Source organism: Neorhizobium sp. IRS_2294 (assembly GCF_050500145.1).
In the GTDB taxonomy this organism is placed as follows: domain Bacteria; phylum Pseudomonadota; class Alphaproteobacteria; order Rhizobiales; family Rhizobiaceae; genus Neorhizobium; species Neorhizobium soli.
Map to the genome: position 1 here is coordinate 154,182 of NZ_CP191440.1, position 18,090 is coordinate 172,271.

Consider the following 18,090-nt stretch of genomic DNA (forward strand, 5'->3'; position numbering starts at 1 on the left):
CAGACCGGGGATTTCGAACCGGAAAACCTGAAAACAGGCGGGTAGACACATGATCGACTTTACGGTTGTCGACCTTTCGCGACTGCAGTTCGCGGCGACGGCAATGTACCACTTCCTCTTTGTTCCGCTGACCTTGGGGCTGTCCTTCCTGATGGCCATTATGGAAAGCGTCTATGTGATGACCGGGCGCGAAATCTGGCGGCGCATGACACTTTTCTGGGGCACGCTGTTCGGCATCAACTTTGCGCTGGGCGTCGCAACCGGCATCGTCATGGAGTTCCAGTTCGGCATGAACTGGAGCTATTACAGCCACTATGTCGGCGATATCTTCGGGGCGCCCCTGGCGATCGAGGGCCTGATGGCCTTCTTCCTGGAAGCCACGTTTATCGGCATCTTCTTCTTTGGCTGGGACAGGCTTTCCAAAGTCGGCCATCTGGCCGTGACCTGGCTCGTGGCGCTCGGCGCCAACTTCTCGGCCCTGTGGATCCTGATCGCCAACGGCTGGATGCAGAACCCCGTCGGCTCGACCTTCAATCCCGATACCATGCGCATGGAAATCACCGATTTCGCCGCTGTCATCTTTAATCCCGTGGCGCAGGCAAAGTTCGTCCACACGGTCAGCGCCGGCTATGTCACCGGCTCCATGTTCGTCATGGCGATCAGCGCCTGGTTCCTGCTGCGGGGACGCCATCTGGATCTAGCCAAGCGGTCGATGGCGGTCGCTGCGAGCTTCGGCCTCGCCTCGGCTCTTTCCGTCGTCGTCCTTGGTGACGAGAGCGGCTATGTGGCGACCGAGCACCAGCAGATGAAGATCGCTGCGATGGAAAGCATGTGGGAAACAGAACCGGCACCTGCCGGCCTCAATGTCTTTGCCATCCCGGGCGTCCGCGAGAACAGCTATGAGGTGAAAATCCCTTACGTCCTTGGCCTCATCACCACGCGGTCACTCTCCACCGAGGTGCCCGGCATCCTGCCGCTGGTCGAGCGTGCGGAAGTTCGCATCCGCAACGGCATGACCGCCTATGCGGCGCTGGACCAGATTCGTGCCGACCGCAACAATGCTGCTGCCCGCCAGACCTTTGCCGATACCTGGCATGACCTCGGTTATGCACTCCTGTTGAAGCGTTACGTCGATGACGTGCCGGCGGCGACCGACGAGCAGATCGAAAAGGCCGCCTGGGATACGGTGCCGGACGTGCCGACGCTGTTCTGGAGCTTCCGGTTCATGGTTGCGATCGGCATTTACCTGATCGTCTTCTTCGCGGTGGCTTTCTATCTGGCCTCCCGCCACAGGCTTGGTGAAAACCGCGTGCTTCTGTGGATCGCCCTGTTCAGTCTGCCGCTGCCATGGGTTGCCATCGAATTCGGCTGGCTCGTTGCCGAATACGGGCGTCAGCCCTGGGTGGTCGAGGGAGTGCTGCCGACTTTCTATGCCGCGTCGGGCCTAACCCTCGTGGATCTGGCGATCAGCCTCGGCTTCTTCCTCACGGTCTACACGACGCTTGCCGTCATCATGGTTCTGCTGATGCTCAAAATCATCAAGGCCGGTCCGAGCGAAAGAAACGTGCTGATCGACGGCATTCGCGGATCGGCAGTGGTTCCCGAACGCGCCGCCGCTGCGCCGCAACGCTGACCCTCTCATTCGAAAGCAAGGTCCATGTCCCATTTACCTCTCGATTATGAAACATTGCGGATCATCTGGTGGTTGCTGCTCGGCGTCCTCCTGATCGGCTTTGCCATCGCCGACGGCTACGATCTCGGCGTTGGCGCCCTCCTGCCATTTGCGGCCAAGACGGACGAGGAGCGGCGCATCCTGCTCAACCTGATTGGGCCGACCTGGGAAGGGAACCAGGTCTGGCTCGTTCTGGGCGGCGGCGCCATCTTTGCCGCCTGGCCGGCGCTCTACGCGGCTTCTTTCTCCGGCTTCTACCTTGCCATGATCGCCATCCTGCTGGCCCTCATCCTCCGGCCGGTCGGTTTCAAGTTCCGCGGCAAGGTCAAGGATCCGCGCTGGAGAAGCACCTGGGACTGGGCGCTGTTCATCGGCGGTTTCGTGCCGGCGCTGATCTTCGGTGTCGCGGTCGGCAACGTGCTGCTCGGCGTACCTTTCGGCCTCGATGGCACGATGAGGGCCCATTACGACGGGAATTTCTTCGGTCTTCTTCGGCCATTTGCCCTGGTCGCTGGCCTCACCAGCCTGTCGATGCTGGTCATGCACGGAGCCGTGGTCATTGCCATGCGCTGCTCGGGGCCGGTCGCCGAACGCGCGACGCGCTTTGGCCGGATGGCGGCCGCAGCCACCGTCGCCCTGTTCGCGCTCGCCGGCTTGTGGGTCGCCTTCGGCATGGACGGCTATGTCGTCACCAGTATTCAGGAAGCTGCAGGTCCATCCAATCCGCTGGCGAAAACCGTCGTCACGCAGGCTGGAGCATGGCTCAACAACTACCATGCATATCCCTGGATGATCATTGCGCCGGTTCTCGGCTTCGTCGGGTCGCTCGTCGCCCTGGCAGGACTCGGCAGCCGTCGGTTCAAGATCGCACTCGCTGGATCGAGCCTTGCCATCTTTGGCATCATCTCGACCGCCGGCCTGTCGCTCTTCCCCTTTCTGCTGCCGTCGTCGATCGATCCGGCCGTGAGCCTGACGGTCTGGGACGCGTCATCCAGCCACCTCACCCTGTTCATCATGCTGCTGGCGACCGTCGTCTTCCTGCCGATCGTGCTCGCCTACACGGCCTGGGTCTACCACGTGATGCGCGGTCCAGTGAACGCGGCTTCGATCGGTCGCAATCCGAACGCTTACTGAAGGAGATCATTCATGTGGTATTTTTCCTGGATCCTCGGCGTCGGCCTCGCCTGCGTCTTTGCCATCCTCAACGCCATGTGGTTCGAGATGAAGGAAGACCGGCGCCTCTCGGCGCTTCCGGACCCCTCAAACAAGCCAAAACGCAGCTCCCTCGGAGATCCGGCCGCATGAAACCGGATTTGGTTGAGCGTCTCGCGGAAATGCCGGTTCCACGATACACATCCTACCCCACCGCCGCGGATTTTAGCGAGGCGGTGGGGCCCAAGGAACAGGCCGCCTGGCTCGGCCAACTTGATCCGGCCGAACCGGTCTCTGTCTATCTGCACGTTCCCTATTGCCGGCAGCTTTGCCACTATTGCGGTTGCCATGCCAAGGCGGTTCGGAAGGCCGAGCCGGTCGAGGACTACCGGACCACGCTGGAGGCAGAGATCGCGCTGGTTGCCGCTCACCTGCCAGCCCGGCTGAAGATCGGTCGCATCGCCTGGGGCGGCGGCACGCCCTCCATTCTGGGCGAGGCAGGCTTGAGCTCCGTTCTCGGTATGCTCAAGAAGCATTTCGACTTGGAAGACGACTACGAGCATTCGATCGAACTCGACCCGCGGATGCTCGGGCGCGATCTCTGCCAAGCGCTCGGCCGGCTCGGGATCAACCGCGCCAGTCTCGGCGTCCAGGATCTCGACACCGTTGTGCAACAGGCGATCGGGCGGGAGCAGCCGGAAGAAAAGGTTGCCGCCGCCGTCCGCGACCTGCGCGACGCCGGCATTTCACGCATCAATTTCGATTTGATCTATGGTCTTCCGAACCAAACCCAGGAAAGCTTGCTGACCACCTGCCGTTCCGTCTTGGACCTTAATCCGGATCGCATCGCCTTTTATGGATACGCCCATCTACCATCACGAAGGGCCAACCAGCGCCTGATCGATAGCGCATCGCTTCCTGGACCCATCGAGCGTTTGCAGCAGGCAAGCGCGATCGCGTCTTTCTTCATCCGCGAGGGCTATCAGGCGATCGGCATCGATCATTTTGCCAAGCCTTCCGATCGACTGGCGGCTGCCGCAAGAGAAGGTCGGCTCCACCGCAATTTCCAAGGCTACACGGACGACGATCGCCCGACCCTGCTGGGGTTCGGGTGCTCTTCCATCTCGCGGCTCCCCGGTGGCTACACGCAGTCGGAATCCGGTATCGAGGCTTACAAACGCCATATCGCGGAGGGGTCTCTACCCACGCGACGCGGCCACGCCTTTGTCGAGGACGATCATGAACGCGCGACAATCATCGAACGCCTGATGTGCGATTTCTCCGTCGATCTGGGACAGAATGCCGCCGGTTATGCCGACGAACTGGCCTTGCTGCGACCGTTCGCTCTGAGCGGTCTGTTGACGGTGCGGGCGAACCGCATCTCGATGACGGCAAAGGGGAGACCCTATGTTCGCACTGTTTCGGCGATCTTTGACCGGTTCAGAAGCCAGGGGCAAAATCTGTTCAGCCCGAGCGTATGAACGTCACCACTGAACGTCATCACTGACATAATGAATTTGAGGATTTCGGCTTGAGGAGCGGAAAGCGCGCCCTCACGAAAGGCAGACGGGATGAATATAAGAGAACTTGATTATCAGGAGTGCATAGCATTCCTTTCAAAAACCCGGATGGGGAGATTGTCCTGCGTCCTCGAAGGCCGCCCGTACACGGTTCCGATTTCTTTCATCATTGAGGACGACTGGTTCTACAGCTTTTCGCTCGAGGGCAAGAAGATCTCGTGGATGCGTGAGAATAACTCCGTCTGCATTCTGGCAGACGAAATCTCCAGTCCACAACAATGGCGAACCGTGATCGCGAATGGTCAGTTCAAGGAATTCGATCAGGCTGCCGAATGGCCGAAATATGCGCGCGCATGGTCTCTCCTACAGGCCAGCAATGCAACCTATTGGCTGCCCGGAGGACTGAAAACAGCAGCGGCAGGGGTGGAAAACAAACCTGTCTATTATGGAATTCGGATCGAAAGCGTCTCGGGGAGAGAGGCATATCTTCCGAGCGACATCGGACGTATGTCCGGCATGCATCCGCATTGATGCGCGCGATGTCGCGCCCGGCTCACGCGCAGCCGGGCGACATCGAAGCCCTCCGGCTTCGACTGCCGCCAGACTATACGCACGCTACTCCGTGGCGTGCTGCTTGCGCGAGTGGAACCGTCCCTTCAGCCAGACCAACAGATCATCCAGGAATGTGAACACGACTGGGATGACCAGCAAGCTCAGGAAGGTTGAGGTGATGAGGCCGCCGATCACCACGATGCCCATCGGCTGGCGGAAGCTTGAATCGCCGGATACGAGGCTGAGGGCGGCGGGTAGCATACCGCCGGCCATGGCGATCGTCGTCATCACGATCGGCCGCGCCCGCTTGTGGCAGGCATCCACCAGCGCGTCGTAGCGTGACATACCGGCGCGCCGCGCCTCGATCGCGTATTCGACGAGCAGGATCGAGTTTTTCGACACGATGCCCATCAGAAGCAGCAGGCCGATGACCGCAGGCATCGAGAAGCTTGTTCCCGTCAGCACCAGTGGCAAGAGCGCGCCGCCGAGAGCCAGCGGCAAGGCCATCAGGATCGTGACCGGCTGCAGGAAGTCATGGAAAAGCAGGACCAGCACAGCGTAGACGCAGAAGATGCCGATCGCCATCGCCAATCCGAAACTGCTGAACAGCTCGCTCTGGCGCTTCAACTCTCCCTGCTCGACGAATTTCACGCCCTGCGGAAGGTTCTTGTAGCCGGGCAGCTGCGCTGCCTCGTTCGTCACTTCCGAAAGGCTCCGGCCGTTGAGCTCGATCGTGAGCGAGACGTTGCGCGACCGGTCGAGCCGGTCGATCTGGCTGGGGCTAGAGCCTAGCGATATGTCGGCGATGGCGCCGAGCGCGACATTGCCGTCCTTGCCCTCGACCGGGATGAGCGACAGTGCATCCAGCGATTGCCGGCTCGCCGTGTCGAGCATGACCCGGATGGGGACCTGGCGTTCCGGCAGGTTGAGCTTCGACAGGGCCGCATCATAGGCGCCGGCCGTTGCGACCCGAATGGCGTCGGCGATCGCCTTCGAGGTCACACCCAGAGATGCGGCTTCCGCGAGATTAGGGCGGATGGTGATCTCCGGCGATTGGGTCGCGGCCGACGAGGTCACGTTGCCGATGCCGGGCAGCGTGCGCAGGTCGGACTCGAGGCTGGCGGCCGCTTTTTCCAGAAGGTCGGAATCGTCGCCGGCCAGCGTCAGCGTCAGCTGCGTACCATTGCCGCCGGATCCGATCTCAAGACGGACGCCGGGCAAGGTTTCCAGCGCCTTGCGCAAATCCGCTTCGATCTGAGATTGCTTGACGTCACGGTCGTCGATCGACGTGAGGTTGACGACGAGCGTCGCACTGTTGGTGCTGGCATTCGAGGTGCTGTTCATCCCGCCCGTGGAGGCCGTGCCCGTTGCCTGGAAAACCGAGGTAACGTGGTCGACGCCGGCAATGACCGCGGACGCCTTTCGCGCCGCTTCGTCGGTCGATTCAATTGTGGAGCTCGGAGGCGTCGTGATCGTGACCTGGGTCTGGCTGCTATCGGAAGCTGGAAAGAACCCGGTCGAGAGATGGCTGAGAAGCAGGATCGTGAACGCCAGAAATCCGACTGTACCGAGCACCGGTATCCAGCGCCGACGAAGCGCGCCTTTGACGGCCCAGAGGTAGGATCGCATCAGGCGACCGTCCTCTTCGTGTGCCTTGCCGCTCGGCTTCATAATGTAAGCCGCCATCATCGGCGTCACCAGGCGCGCGACGAGAAGCGAGGCGAGGACGGCGACGGAGGCCGTGATGCCGAACTGCTTGAAGATGATGCCGGGAATACCGCCCATGAAGGCTGTCGGCAGGAACACGGCGACCAGGGTGAAGGTGGTGGCGATCACGGCGAGGCCGATCTCATCGGCCGCTTCCATGGCTGCATCCATGGGGCTTTTCCCCATGTTGAGATGTCGTTCGATATTCTCGATCTCGACGATCGCATCGTCGACCAGGATCCCGACCACAAGAGACAGCGCCAGAAGCGTGATCGTGTTCAGTGTATAGTCGAGGAGATACATCACGAGGAACGTCGGGATGATCGACAAGGGCAAGGCAACAGCGGCCAAAAGCGTCGCCCGCCAGTCACGCAGGAAGAGCCAGACCACGAAGATTGCAATCAGCGCGCCCTCATAGACCATATGCATCGACGATTCGTAGTTCTGCTCGATTGGTACGATCGTGTTGTAGGCCTCCTCGATCGTCACTTGCGGATTTTCTGCCGCGAACGACTTCATCTGTTCGCGGATACTGTCCGTGACGGCAACGTCCGAGTAGCCCTTGGACCGCTTGATCTGCGCTGCAATGACCGGCTTGCCGTTGATATAGGCAAGCGAGCTGAGATCGCTGTGGGAATCGGTGACCGTGCCGAGTTCGTCCAGCCGAACCCAGTTTCCCGCCGGCAATGGTATCGGCAGTGCGCGGAGCTGTTCAACGCTGCCGACGGCCGCCAGCGTTCGGACAGACTGGCTTTCGCCGCCGATCCGCCCCTTGCCGCCCGACAGGTCAGACTGCACTGAATCGAGCTGCCCGTTGACGTCGTTTGCAGACAGACCGAGGCCATCGAGCAGATTGGCGTTGAGTTCGACGCGGACCTCCCGGTCGACACCACCCAGGCGCCCAACTTCGCCGACGCCTTCGACAGCCATCAGGGCACGCGACATATTGTTGTCGATGAACCAGGAGAGTTCCGCCGCATCCAGCGTGTCTGACCGCACCACATAGGTAATCAGCGGCGACGCGTTCAGCGACTGTTTGGAAACCGTCGGTGCGTTCATTTCTTCCGGCAGGTCGTCCTGCGCCTGATCGACGGCGCTCTTTACCTCGTCCAGTGCCTCTTGCGTGTTCTTTCCGACTTCGAAGGCGACGGAAATGCTGACGGAGCCATCGGTAACCGTCGTGGTCACGGAATCGAGCCGCGTCAGGCCCGTCAGTTCGTCTTCGATCTTGCGCGCGACCTCGGTCTCAAGCTGTGAGGCGGCGGCCCCGTCGAGCGACGCACTGATCTCGATCGTCGGAAGATCCATGTCGGGAAAGTTCTGGATGTCGAGACGGTTAAACGCCCACAGGCCGCAGGCCGTCATCAGGACGAACAGCAGGATCGGCGGAACGGGATTGCGGATGGACCAGGAGGAGAAATTCACTTCATCGCCTCCGTCTCGGCTTCGGCGACCGTATCGACCACCCGCACCACGGAACCGTCCGCAAGAAACGCGCCGCCGGAGACGACGACTTCCTCGGTCGTGTCGATCCCCGATACGATCTCGACCCGGTCGCCTTGCCGCCGGCCGGTCTCGACACGCTTGCGGGTTACCGTCGGCTGATCTGTCGCGTTGAGGACGAACGCGTAGGAAAAGCCGTCCCTCAGGGTGACGGCCGTTGCCGGAACTGTCAGCGCATCGGTGGCGCTGAATTCGAAATTGCCGCTGACGAGAATGCCGGTCTTCGGTTGTGGCATTCCGACTGCGGGCTGCAGGGCGACATAGACAGTGACCCGACCGTTGGCGGTCGAGCTCGTGGGCGAGACAAGCCGCACCTCGCCACGGACATCGCCGAGCGGCGTTGGGATGACCGCTTTGGTGCCTTCCTTGACATCGGCCAGCCGCTTGACCGGCAGCTCCGCCTGCCACTCGATGCGATTCTGGCGGATCAGCTTGAACAGTTCGTCGCCGGCGGTCACCACTTTCCCAAGCGACGCGGACCGTTCAGAGATCACGCCATCGTCGTTCGCGTAGACCTTCGTGCGGTCAAGGGTCAGCTGCGCGGATGCCAGCGCGGCCTTCGACGACGCAAGGGCTGCTTTCGACTTGCGCTCCGTGATCAGATACTCCGTCGTCTGCTGGGCGGAGATCGCACCGGAGCCGGTCAGCCCGCGGGCACGGTCGGCATTCGCGACCGCCTGATCGAGATCGGCCTTTGCCTGCTCGACGCTTGCCTGCTGTTGCTCGAGCTCGGCCTGAGCGGTTTCGGCGTCGAATTGCACCAGCAACTCGCCTTTTTTTACCGTCGCTCCCACATCCGCATTGATGCCGATGATCCGCAATCCGCTGACTTCGGCGGAGATCACCGCTTCATGCCAGGCCGCAAGCCGCCCGCTTGCCGGAATGAGCACCGGCCACTGGGAAACCTCGGGTTTCGTGACGCTGACAGTGAGGGCGGCCGCGCCGGCGGTCGTCTGCGTCGCGTCCTGTGCCCGGCCTGCCGGGGTGAAAGCAAGACAGACGACGCAGGCAAGCGCCATCGTCGTGAGCGGGTGTGATGTTTTAAGCATTAGTTGAGTTCCCGTGCAGAAGAGGCAGCGGCGGTCGGAATGGACCAGCCTCCGCCAAGCGCTTTGTAGAGGGCGATCCAGTATTGGACGGCGTCGCGCCTGATTTCGATGAGAGTGATGGCCGCCGATTGCGCCGATCGGCGGGCTTCTTCGCGGTCGAGAATGCTGACGCCTCCGGACGCCCAGTTCTGGTCGACCGCGCGAAAATAGCGCTGATAGTTGTCGGCAGCGCTTTTTGCGTCGGCAATCCGCCGCAGCGCCGTGTCGACCCGCAACAGCGCCGTCTCGACTTCGGCAACGGCGCCAAGCACGCCAGACATATAGTTCGCAACCGCGATATCGTAGTCGGCAACCGCACTGCGCACAGCCGCCCGTCGTGCACCGCCATCCAGCAACGGCACCGACAGCGCCGGTCCGAAGGACCAGGGAACGGACCGGCCGGTCACGCTGGACTGGCTGATCGAGATTGATCCGCTGAGGCTGAGGCTGGGGTAAAGATCGGCCTTCGCCGCGCCGACGTCCGAAATCGTTGCGGCGACTTCAGCCTCCAGCGCATTGACGTCGGGCCTCTGTCGCAGGACGTCGGCAGGCACGGCAGTGATCCGCACCGCAGATGGCTGCGGAATACGCCGTTTGCCCTGATCGAGTAGCCGGCGGACCGCCGGTTCGTCTCCGCCCGTCAATTGTGTGATCGATTTGATCAAAATCTCGCACTCGCCGCGTTGGGCCGTCAGGCTTGACGAGGAGGCAGCAGCGCTTGCCCGTGCCAGCGCCAGGTCAGCTGTGGACGTAAAGCCTGACTGTGCCGACCGTTCCGTGGCGCGGATGGTGGCCGTCTGCGATGCGAGCTCGTCGCGGTAGAGGCGCTCCAGTTCGCGGCAGGCGCGGTACTGGACATAGTCGTCGCCCACTTCGGCGGCAATCGAAACGCGGGCATCATGCCAGGACCAGACTTCGCCAGCGGCCCGCGATGCAGCGGCGCGCACCTGCTTCTTGGTCTTGCCGAACAGATCGACTTCCCAGGCGGAATCAAGCCCGCCGCTCTTTGTCGTCCCGGCGGTCAGCCTGTTATTGTCGTTACCCTTATTGCCCTCACGGCTTGCCGATGCAGAGCCGTCGAGCGATGGGAAAAGCCCTGACGCGGTGCTGTCGAGCGTAGCGCGCGCCTTGTCTATATTTGCCACCGCCTGCTCGATAGTCGGGTTTTCGCGGTCCGCCATGTACAACAAGGCATCCAGCGAGGGATCCTTGAAGCTTGCCCACCAGGTCACGAGATCGGCTGTTCGACCGCGATGCGGAAGCGTTGCATGCCAGAAGGCGGCAACAGCCGGCGTCGCCGGCTTGAGAGTGCCGATGCTCGTGCAGCCGCTAAGCAGGGCCGCGACGGCCAGGACTGGTAGAACTGAAGAAAGAGTGCTGCGCATCGATTGGACACCGCCTTAACTGAAGGCCGCAGTATAGGGATAGCCATGTTAATGTCGGTCAAGAGCAGGTTAAGTTAGGTAAAACTGCTGTCTTCGCAGCCTCAAGGTCGTAAAGCTGAAGTTATCGAAGGAGCAAGAGCAGGGCATGAACAAGCTACTATTGATCGATGACGATGCCGAGCTGACCAACCTGCTGGGCGAGTATCTGACAGAGGAAGGTTTCGCCGTCGAAACGACCGCGGATGGTCGCGTCGGCGTGGCCGAGGCCATGTCCTCCTCGACCGATCTGATCGTGCTCGACATCATGATGCCGCGGATGAACGGCATCGAGGTTCTCCGCAAGATCCGGCAGGTGAGCGACGTGCCGGTGCTGATGCTGACGGCGCGGGGAGACGATATCGACCGCATCGCCGGCCTCAATCTCGGCGCAGACGATTACGTCTCAAAGCCCTGTTCGCCGGGGGAACTCGCCGCGCGCATTCGCGCCATCCTGCGCCGCTCGGGCCGAACCGAGCGGGACGGCACCGTCAACGAGATCAGGACGGGTGAACTGGTGCTTTATCCGTCGAACCGCAGGGCGATGTGGCGGGCGGCACCCCTGGAACTGACCGGAACCGAGTTCAGCCTGCTGGAAGTGCTTGCCCGCTCCTCCGGCCAGCTCGTCTCCAAGCAGGAGATATCGTTGCGGGCGTTTGCCAAGCCGCTCACCGCGTTCGATCGCCGGATCGACGTCCACATCAGCAGCATCCGGCAGAAACTTGGCGCCCGCCCGGATGGGCAGCCCTGGATCCAGGCCGTTCGCGGCCGCGGCTACCAGTTGCTGGAAGGCTGACCATGCATCGCCTGTTCTGGAAATTCTTCACCGTCGTCTGGTTGGCCATGGCCGGCTCGATTGCGATCCTGTTTGCGATCAGCACGCTGTTCCAATCACCGTTCGAGGAGGAGGTTGCTGGCCGGGAACTTAGCCTGACGCTGGAGACCGCAGCCCAGGTGCTCCAGTCGGATGGCCTGGAGGCTACGGCCAGGCTGGTGGCGGCGGTTCGGCGGACCGGTCGCGACATCCCGGTCACCGTCACGACCGACGGGCCGGCGATCGATTGTGCCGAGCAAAACGAGGAGGCGCTCGTTCGAACCGCCGTGCGCGACGGAGAGTGTTATCGCCTGGAAATTGCCGGCGCAGCGCCGAGCATGATGGCTAAAACCTGGCCTCGGGCTGTTCCGTGGCTGGCAGCACTTCTTGCGGCAGCAGCTGCGGCCTATTGGCTCGCCCGCTATTTCATTACCCCGGTCGAGCAGCTGCGCTATGGGCTGCGCTCGCTTGCCAGGGGAGAACTGGACGTGCGGATCGCCCACAAGATCGGCGCCAAACGCGACGAGATCGCGTCGCTGGCGCACGATCTGGATATCACCGCTGCCCGGTTGCAGGAGCTCCAGATGGCTCAGCAGCAGCTGTTCCACGATATTTCGCACGAACTGCGCTCGCCTTTATCGCGTCTGCAAGCTGCTATCGGCGTTTTGCAACAGAACCCCGTACGGCTGGCGGTGATGATCGAGCGGATGAGCCGCGAGGTCGAGCGGCTCGACGAACTGGTCGGCGAAATCCTCACTCTCGCCCGGCTGTCGGATCGCGATACACCGAGGTTCGAGCGGCAGACGCTCGACCTTGTCGATCTCCTGCGTGAGATTGTGGACGATGCCGGCTTCGAGGGACAGGCACGCGGGGTAACCGTCCAGTATGAGGGCGTCGACACATTCGTGGCTTCCGTCAACGGCGAGCTGATCTACCGCGCGCTGGAAAATGTGATCCGCAACGCCATTACCCACACGGGACCAAGCACCGCTGTCCGTGTGACGTCCAAGGTCTTGGACCGGAAGCTGATCGTGACCGTCGAGGACGACGGCGAGGGTGTGCCGGAGACGGAACTGGAGGCGATCTTCAAGCCGTTTTCGCAAAGTTCAACCGTCACCACCCGTTCCGGCTTCGGCCTTGGGCTTGCCATTACCCGGCGTGCGGCGGAATGGCACGGCGGGGGCGCAAAGGCAGAAAACAGACCGGCCGGTGGTCTGTCCGTCCAAATCACAATTCCGACCTGTGCTGCCCCACGAAAGCTTGTGGCAGCAAATTAATCGCCCATCGCGGTTCGGCCTTGGCAAATCGGTGCCGCCGACTACTTCACCCGGGAGTCGACAACGACAAGGAGACACACAGGATGACCGCCATTCGCCGCATCGTCTTGGCAAGCCGACCGACCGGTCAGCCCGAGGCTGAGAATTTCCGCATCGAGAATTTCGAACTCCCGGAAGCAGCAGAAGGAGAGGTCACCTTGCGATGCCTCTATCTTTCGCTCGACCCTTACATGCGCGGTCGCATGAGCGACGCAAAGTCTTATGCAACGCCCGTTCCCATTGATGGCGTTATGGAAGGCGAAACGATCTGCGAAGTGGTGAAGTCTCGCCACACAGCCTTTTCGCCCGGCGATATCGTTCGTGCTCGGACCGGATGGACGACCAATGCGGTTGTCCACGGAGATACCCTGACTCGTGTCGAAACGCACGGCGCAACGCTGACGACGGCACTCGGCGTGCTGGGAATGCCCGGCTCGACCGCCTGGAGCGGAATGAAGTTCATCGGGAAGCCGAAGCAAGGCGAGACCGTCGTTGTCGCCGCTGCCTCCGGGCCTGTCGGTTCGCTGGTCGGCCAGCTTGCGAAACTTGCCGGGGCGAGGGCAGTCGGGATTGCCGGCGGACCGGACAAATGTGCGTATGTGAAAGATGGCCTCGGCTTTGACGCCGTTGTCGATCACCGCTCGAAAGATTTTGCGTCCGATCTCGCTGCTGCATGCCCTGACGGCGTCGATGTCTATTTCGAAAATGTCGGCGGGCACGTTTGGGACGCCGTCCTGCCGCTGCTGAACCAGTTTGCCCGTGTCCCCGTCTGCGGGCTTGTCGCGCACTACAATGGCGCCGGATCTGCGGAAACGGACAGGCTTCCGATCACCATGTCGGCGGTTCTGAGGCGCAGCCTTCTCATCCGCGGCTTCATCCAGACTGAATTCATCAGCCACTTTGGAGACTTCCTCGATGAGGTCGGCCCGCGCGTCGCGTCCGGCGACATAAAGTATCGGGAAGATATCGTTGACGGCCTCGAACGTGCGCCCGAGGCTTTCATCGGCATGCTCACCGGCGGCAATTTTGGAAAGCTGATCGTGAAGATCGCTGACTGACTGGCTCAAGCAGCCTAATCCGGCCATGAATTCGCCGTGTGTAACAAAGACTAGACCCCGGACCGTGGCAGCACCGTCCGGGGTCTTCAAAGCCAGGCCTCCCTCTAATTTCAGCTTGAATGATGCACTCGCGTTCCGGTCGACTGGCCAGGTGGTGCAGGCGAATTTAGCGTGGGTTTCAGCCAGTTGAGTTCGGCAACATTTCGTGGCATCAACCGGCACCATTCACCTTTCGAAAGTCGCTGGTTACGATGCAGTATTCCGTATTGACGCGGCGATGGATCTCGGCTGCGATTATCGCGATCGTGTCCGCTCAGCTCGTTGCCTGTGCCAACAGGCCTTCGGCCTCTGTTCTCGATCCGGTCGCGGTTAACCCGGCATCCAGCCGTCAGCTTACCGTCCTTACTGCGACGAACCGGTCGCGGGACGGCGACGGATACTCGTCCCGCCGTAACGCAGATCCGGCCTTCGAAACGTTCACGGTCGCAATCCCGCCCTCGCACCGCCCGCCGAAGATCGAATGGCCTGTCGGTAAACCCGACGCGTCGACGGACATGGTTGTTTCCGAAAGACGCTCTCTCGACCAAAAACAGTTTCTGGCGTTGGCGGACGCGCCCAACAAGGATGGGGCGGTTGGCATCTTTGTCCACGGGTATAACTATACGTTCCAGGAGGGTCTGTACCGGCTCGCGCAGGTCGCCGCCGATTCCAAGACGGATGGAAAACCCGTCCTTTTCTCCTGGCCGTCGCAGGGATCCCTTGCCGGATATCTCGCGGATCGTGACGCGGCCCTGGCTTCGCGTGACACCCTGGTCTGGCTCGTCAAATCGATGGCAGCCAAACGCGATGTGAAACGGGTCATCCTGTTCGGGCATAGCATCGGCGGGTTCCTGATCATGGAAACGCTTCGCCAGCTGAAGCTTGAAGGCCGCGGCGACGTCCTCGACAAGTTGGTCGTCGTGCTCGCGGCTCCAGACATTGACGACGATCTGTTCAGGTCGCAGCTGGAGGTCGTTGGGCGGATGCGTACCCCCATCACGCTGTTTGTTTCCAAGGACGACAAGGCGCTCAAGATCTCCAGTTTCATCAGCGGCGAGAAACCGCGCGCGGGATCGCTCAATGTCGATAGCCCTTCGGTGCGCGACGCAGCCTTGCGCTATGGTCTGCGGATCATCGACATCTCGTCGGTCAAGGCAGCAGATGGGGTCGGGCACGACCGGTACGCCAATCTCGCACAACTGGGTCCGCAGCTTGCGCAGGCGGGTGGCGGGGCGGTTTCGGTGCCGGAGGCGGGCGCCTTCGTCTTCGACGTCGCGGCATCGGTCATTTCAAGTCCGTTCAGATTGGCAGGCGCGGTCGTCGGCGGGCGCTGAGCTTGCGGTTTCTGGCGATAGACCAGGGAAGGATGCTTGATCTTTCTCTCTCATTCTTGTGTCCGTGCGTGGTCGCACTTGTCGATTGTCACCCTATGTTGCGTGTGTTGAACCGAGAGACACCGATTTGCGCCGAGTATTCCACTTCCTCGCCCTGACGGGCGTTTTTATCGTCATTCTACTCGTCTCGGCGTGGTCATCGCTGGCACTGTGGTACCGTCTGCCATTGCCGCTCCCGGCAAGAGCGGTGTTCGCTGCGCTGTTTGCCGCTCTCGGTGTCTTGACCATCGTCTCTGTGATCCGCCACCGATGGCGGGCTCCAACGGGCGTGTTCTCGGTGGCCTTCGCGATCGTGCTTTCGTGGTGGTTCACGCTCGCGCCCCCAGCGGTAGGGGACTGGTCGCCGGACGTTGCGCGACAGGTCACCGGAACGATTTCGGGCAACACGTTGACCCTGAACGGTGTGCGGGACTTTACCTGGAGAAGCGATACCGATTTCACCGAAAACTGGGAAACAAAGACGTATGATCTGACAACGCTGACGTCGGTTGATCTCTTCATGTCCTACTGGTCGGGACCGCTGATGGGCCACATGCTGGTCAGCTTCGGCTTCTCGAATGGCGAGCACGTCGCCTGGTCCGTCGAGGTTCGTCGCCAGCGCGGCGGCGCGTTTTCGCCGATCGCGGATCTCTTCAAGAGCAATCCGCTTGTGATCGTCGCGGCAGAGGAGCGGGATATTATCGGGGTTCGTACGATCGTGCGCGGCGAGGACGTCCAGCTCTACCGGGTGAACGTCTTGCCGCAGACAGCACGCAACCTCCTGGTCGCCTATGTCGAGGATGCAAACAAGCTGTCCCGCCAGCCGCAGTGGTACAACTCGCTGATGACGAACTGCACGACTGCGGTTGTGGCCATCGTCAGAACGCTTGGAGGCACGGTCCCTCTCGACTGGCGGCTGTATGTGAACGGCTATCTACCCGAATACGCCTACGATCAGGGCATCCTCGACACTGGGTCCCCGATGGCGGTGCTCAGGAAGCAGTCCCATATTGCCGAGAAAGCCAAGGCGGCGGGCATGTCCGAGGACTTTTCAGAGGCGATCAGGCGAGATCGGGTAACCGAACCGCCTGCAACGAACTAGACGCAGCGCCGGGAGCCTGTCACCTTACGCCGTACAGGCGTTAAGCGTCTGCCAGACATCGTAGGCCGAGATCACCGTCTCCATCTGCGCCGTATGGCCCGTGACGAAATCGTCGCCGTAGATAGTCTCGTCAGGATATTCGGTGATCAGCGTCAGCGGTACGGTATGGCGATCGTCGACGGACGACAGGCACGGGAAGCCGTTGATGATGCGGAAACCCGTCTCGCCGGCATGGGTTTCGTAGAGTGCGATCTGGCGATTGTTGTAATCGAGAATGCCTGGAATTGCGCCGAGATGGCGGGTGACGTGGTCGAGTATGGCTTCGGCCTGCTGCGTCCAGCCGGCGTGGTGGCGCATGATCAGGAAGAAACCCTTCGGCAGCGTCCACATGCCAAAACCGCGCGGCACGTAGCCGGAGAGCGGCCGCGTCCATTCATGCGACGGATAGCCGTGCAGGTTGATATGCAGCTGGGCCTTGCTCAGTTCCTGCGCCGTGAAGCGGATTGCCTTTTCGTTCAGATGCGCGCCGGAGTTTTCCAACGTCCGGTATTCGAGATCGTCGCCGAGCGCCGTGTAGCGGGCGGCGTGATGCATGTGGCGCGGGTTACCGACACGCAGGCGCTGGTGCAGCGCGTAGCCATCCGGGTTCTCGATCGGCGAGATGGTGAAATGGGCGCCGGCACGCTGCTTGAGCGCACGGGCAGCGCGGATCGCGCCGACAATGCCGGTCGTCTCGTTCGGATGCTGGCCGCCGCTGATCATGACCGCCGTGTCGCTGCCTCTGACGTATCGCGCCGAGAGAACGCGGCCGGAGCGCGACCGGGCATCGAATTCCTCTCCACCGATGTCCGACAGCAGTCTCGACATCTGCGCAACGGCCGGTGGTTCGCTGGCCGTATCGATTTCCTGTTCGGGGCCATCCCTAAAACCTGTGCTCAACGGCCGGGTCTCGACACGAACGCTGATCTCGCCGTTGCTGCGCACCATCTCCGGCACGATCTGGCCGGGCTTCAGGCCACGGTCGCCAAGCGGACGTCCGGATTTCTTCTGGAAGAATTCCAGCAGCGAGAAATAGAAATCCTCGTGCAGGGCCTCGCGGAGGCTGACGACCTCGTCGCCAACCGCCAGCGGCATGTCTTCCGCCGGATGGGAAACGGCGATGTTGAGTTCTTCGAAATAGGGTTCTTCGTTGCCCCAGTCGTGGTTTGCGATCGCCTCGATTGCGAGGCTGAACAGGCGCTCGTAATCCGTTTTCAGGCGCTCGCCGGTCGCGCCATCGCGGCTGATCCAGCCGGTAGGGGAGAGATTGGTTTCCCCGACCGCATCGGTATGCACGCGGTTCGGTGCCTGAACCTTCAGCGTTTCCGTCTGGCCGTTGCGGGTGAGCGCGACGTCATAGACCAGTTCGTCATCTTCCCGCGCGATGAACGCGATATCAGCGTCTCCGACAAGTGCCGCAAGCGGATAGGCTTCGAGCCGGAAACGGTTGGCTGGGGCGTCGGCATGAACCGGATAACGCACCTCGATCGCTGTGACGCCTTGACAGTCGATCTCTTCCAGAAACGCAAACAGAAGCGGCTTGTAGGCACTGCGGATGCGGGCGGTGACACCTTTGTACTTCAACGCCTGTTCGGCGGCACGACGGCTCGTCGTGTCGTCGAATGTCCAGGCCTCGATGGACTGCCCGGGCGTCGCGCTTGCAACCAGCGTGTCGAGCGTACGCTCCAGTTTGGTTTCAAAGAACGAAGTCATGATGCTTAACCCTTGTGAATG

Annotated in this window: 14 protein-coding genes; 10 read left to right on the top strand and 4 right to left on the bottom strand. The window is 61.6% G+C overall.

What is annotated here, in order from left to right:
* Nucleotides 1-52: 52 nt before the first annotated feature.
* The 5 genes from ACQY1K_RS18025 to ACQY1K_RS18045 all read left to right on the top strand — a co-directional run bounded on the left by ACQY1K_RS18025 (nt 53) and on the right by ACQY1K_RS18045 (nt 4,875).
* Nucleotides 53-1,633 (top strand): cytochrome ubiquinol oxidase subunit I, encoded by a 1,581-nt coding sequence (locus ACQY1K_RS18025; protein ID WP_430249983.1) that lies wholly within the window; start codon nt 53-55, stop codon nt 1,631-1,633.
* 24 nt (nt 1,634-1,657) lie between these two features.
* A complete protein-coding gene (cydB, locus tag ACQY1K_RS18030) occupies nt 1,658-2,806 on the top strand; it encodes a cytochrome d ubiquinol oxidase subunit II (protein ID WP_092663253.1) in 1,149 nt (382 codons plus the stop codon).
* A 12-nt stretch (nt 2,807-2,818) separates the two neighbouring features.
* A complete protein-coding gene (gene cydX, locus ACQY1K_RS18035) occupies nt 2,819-2,977 on the top strand; it encodes a cytochrome bd-I oxidase subunit CydX (protein WP_184655460.1) in 159 nt (52 codons plus the stop codon).
* On the top strand, nt 2,974-4,305 hold the full coding sequence (gene hemN, locus ACQY1K_RS18040) for an oxygen-independent coproporphyrinogen III oxidase (protein ID WP_430260029.1): 1,332 nt from the start codon (nt 2,974-2,976) through the stop codon (nt 4,303-4,305). The genes cydX and hemN overlap by 4 nt, the downstream gene beginning before the upstream one ends.
* A gap of 90 nt (nt 4,306-4,395) precedes the next feature.
* Complete coding sequence (locus ACQY1K_RS18045; RefSeq protein WP_430260031.1) at nt 4,396-4,875, top strand: pyridoxamine 5'-phosphate oxidase family protein; 480 nt, start codon at nt 4,396-4,398, stop codon at nt 4,873-4,875.
* 84 nt (nt 4,876-4,959) lie between these two features.
* Here the strand turns inward: ACQY1K_RS18045 and ACQY1K_RS18050 are convergent, their stop codons facing one another.
* Genes ACQY1K_RS18050 through ACQY1K_RS18060 form a run of 3 tightly spaced genes read right to left on the bottom strand, consistent with a single transcriptional unit; the run spans nt 4,960 to nt 10,579 of the window.
* A complete protein-coding gene (locus ACQY1K_RS18050) occupies nt 4,960-8,028 on the bottom strand; it encodes an efflux RND transporter permease subunit (protein WP_430260033.1) in 3,069 nt (1,022 codons plus the stop codon).
* The gene (locus tag ACQY1K_RS18055) at nt 8,025-9,155 is read right to left on the bottom strand and encodes an efflux RND transporter periplasmic adaptor subunit (protein ID WP_430260035.1); all 1,131 of its coding nucleotides are present in this window, start codon (nt 9,153-9,155) and stop codon (nt 8,025-8,027) included. The genes ACQY1K_RS18050 and ACQY1K_RS18055 overlap by 4 nt, the downstream gene beginning before the upstream one ends.
* Nucleotides 9,155-10,579, bottom strand: a complete 1,425-nt coding sequence (locus tag ACQY1K_RS18060; RefSeq protein WP_430260037.1) for an efflux transporter outer membrane subunit — start codon at nt 10,577-10,579, stop codon at nt 9,155-9,157. Before ACQY1K_RS18060 ends, ACQY1K_RS18055 begins: the two co-directional genes overlap by 1 nt.
* Nucleotides 10,580-10,724: 145 nt before the next feature.
* Between ACQY1K_RS18060 and ACQY1K_RS18065 the strand changes: the two genes are divergently transcribed.
* From ACQY1K_RS18065 to ACQY1K_RS18085, 5 genes are all read left to right on the top strand, one after another.
* Entirely contained in the window at nt 10,725-11,411 is a 687-nt protein-coding gene (locus tag ACQY1K_RS18065) for a response regulator (protein ID WP_113111543.1), read from the top strand.
* A gap of 2 nt (nt 11,412-11,413) precedes the next feature.
* Complete coding sequence (locus tag ACQY1K_RS18070; RefSeq protein ID WP_062578202.1) at nt 11,414-12,706, top strand: HAMP domain-containing sensor histidine kinase; 1,293 nt, start codon at nt 11,414-11,416, stop codon at nt 12,704-12,706.
* Nucleotides 12,707-12,789: 83 nt separating this feature from the next.
* Nucleotides 12,790-13,803: an NADP-dependent oxidoreductase gene (locus tag ACQY1K_RS18075; protein ID WP_430260040.1), complete on the top strand. Its 1,014-nt coding sequence runs from the start codon at nt 12,790-12,792 to the stop codon at nt 13,801-13,803.
* Nucleotides 13,804-14,054: 251 nt separating this feature from the next.
* Nucleotides 14,055-15,176: an alpha/beta hydrolase gene (locus ACQY1K_RS18080; protein WP_174197634.1), complete on the top strand. Its 1,122-nt coding sequence runs from the start codon at nt 14,055-14,057 to the stop codon at nt 15,174-15,176.
* Between the two features lie 127 nt (nt 15,177-15,303).
* Nucleotides 15,304-16,317: a DUF4105 domain-containing protein gene (locus ACQY1K_RS18085; RefSeq protein WP_430260043.1), complete on the top strand. Its 1,014-nt coding sequence runs from the start codon at nt 15,304-15,306 to the stop codon at nt 16,315-16,317.
* Nucleotides 16,318-16,341: 24 nt separating this feature from the next.
* On the opposite strand, the gene ACQY1K_RS18090 is transcribed toward ACQY1K_RS18085, so the two are convergent.
* On the bottom strand, nt 16,342-18,069 hold the full coding sequence (locus tag ACQY1K_RS18090; RefSeq protein ID WP_430260045.1) for a M14 family metallopeptidase: 1,728 nt from the start codon (nt 18,067-18,069) through the stop codon (nt 16,342-16,344).
* Nucleotides 18,070-18,090: the final 21 nt, after the last annotated feature.

Bases quoted from the DNA above. Each gene is read 5' to 3' on its own strand.
- ACQY1K_RS18090 (WP_430260045.1), bottom strand. From the start codon at position 18,069: ATGACTTCGTTCTTTGAAACCAAACTGGAGCGTACGCTCGACACGCTG.
- cydX (WP_184655460.1), top strand. From the start codon at position 2,819: ATGTGGTATTTTTCCTGGATCCTCGGCGTCGGCCTCGCCTGCGTCTTT.
- ACQY1K_RS18070 (WP_062578202.1), top strand. From the start codon at position 11,414: ATGCATCGCCTGTTCTGGAAATTCTTCACCGTCGTCTGGTTGGCCATG.
- cydB (WP_092663253.1), top strand. From the start codon at position 1,658: ATGTCCCATTTACCTCTCGATTATGAAACATTGCGGATCATCTGGTGG.
- ACQY1K_RS18065 (WP_113111543.1), top strand. From the start codon at position 10,725: ATGAACAAGCTACTATTGATCGATGACGATGCCGAGCTGACCAACCTG.
- ACQY1K_RS18080 (WP_174197634.1), top strand. From the start codon at position 14,055: ATGCAGTATTCCGTATTGACGCGGCGATGGATCTCGGCTGCGATTATC.
- ACQY1K_RS18045 (WP_430260031.1), top strand. From the start codon at position 4,396: ATGAATATAAGAGAACTTGATTATCAGGAGTGCATAGCATTCCTTTCA.
- ACQY1K_RS18055 (WP_430260035.1), bottom strand. From the start codon at position 9,155: ATGCTTAAAACATCACACCCGCTCACGACGATGGCGCTTGCCTGCGTC.
- ACQY1K_RS18075 (WP_430260040.1), top strand. From the start codon at position 12,790: ATGACCGCCATTCGCCGCATCGTCTTGGCAAGCCGACCGACCGGTCAG.
- hemN (WP_430260029.1), top strand. From the start codon at position 2,974: ATGAAACCGGATTTGGTTGAGCGTCTCGCGGAAATGCCGGTTCCACGA.
- ACQY1K_RS18060 (WP_430260037.1), bottom strand. From the start codon at position 10,579: ATGCGCAGCACTCTTTCTTCAGTTCTACCAGTCCTGGCCGTCGCGGCC.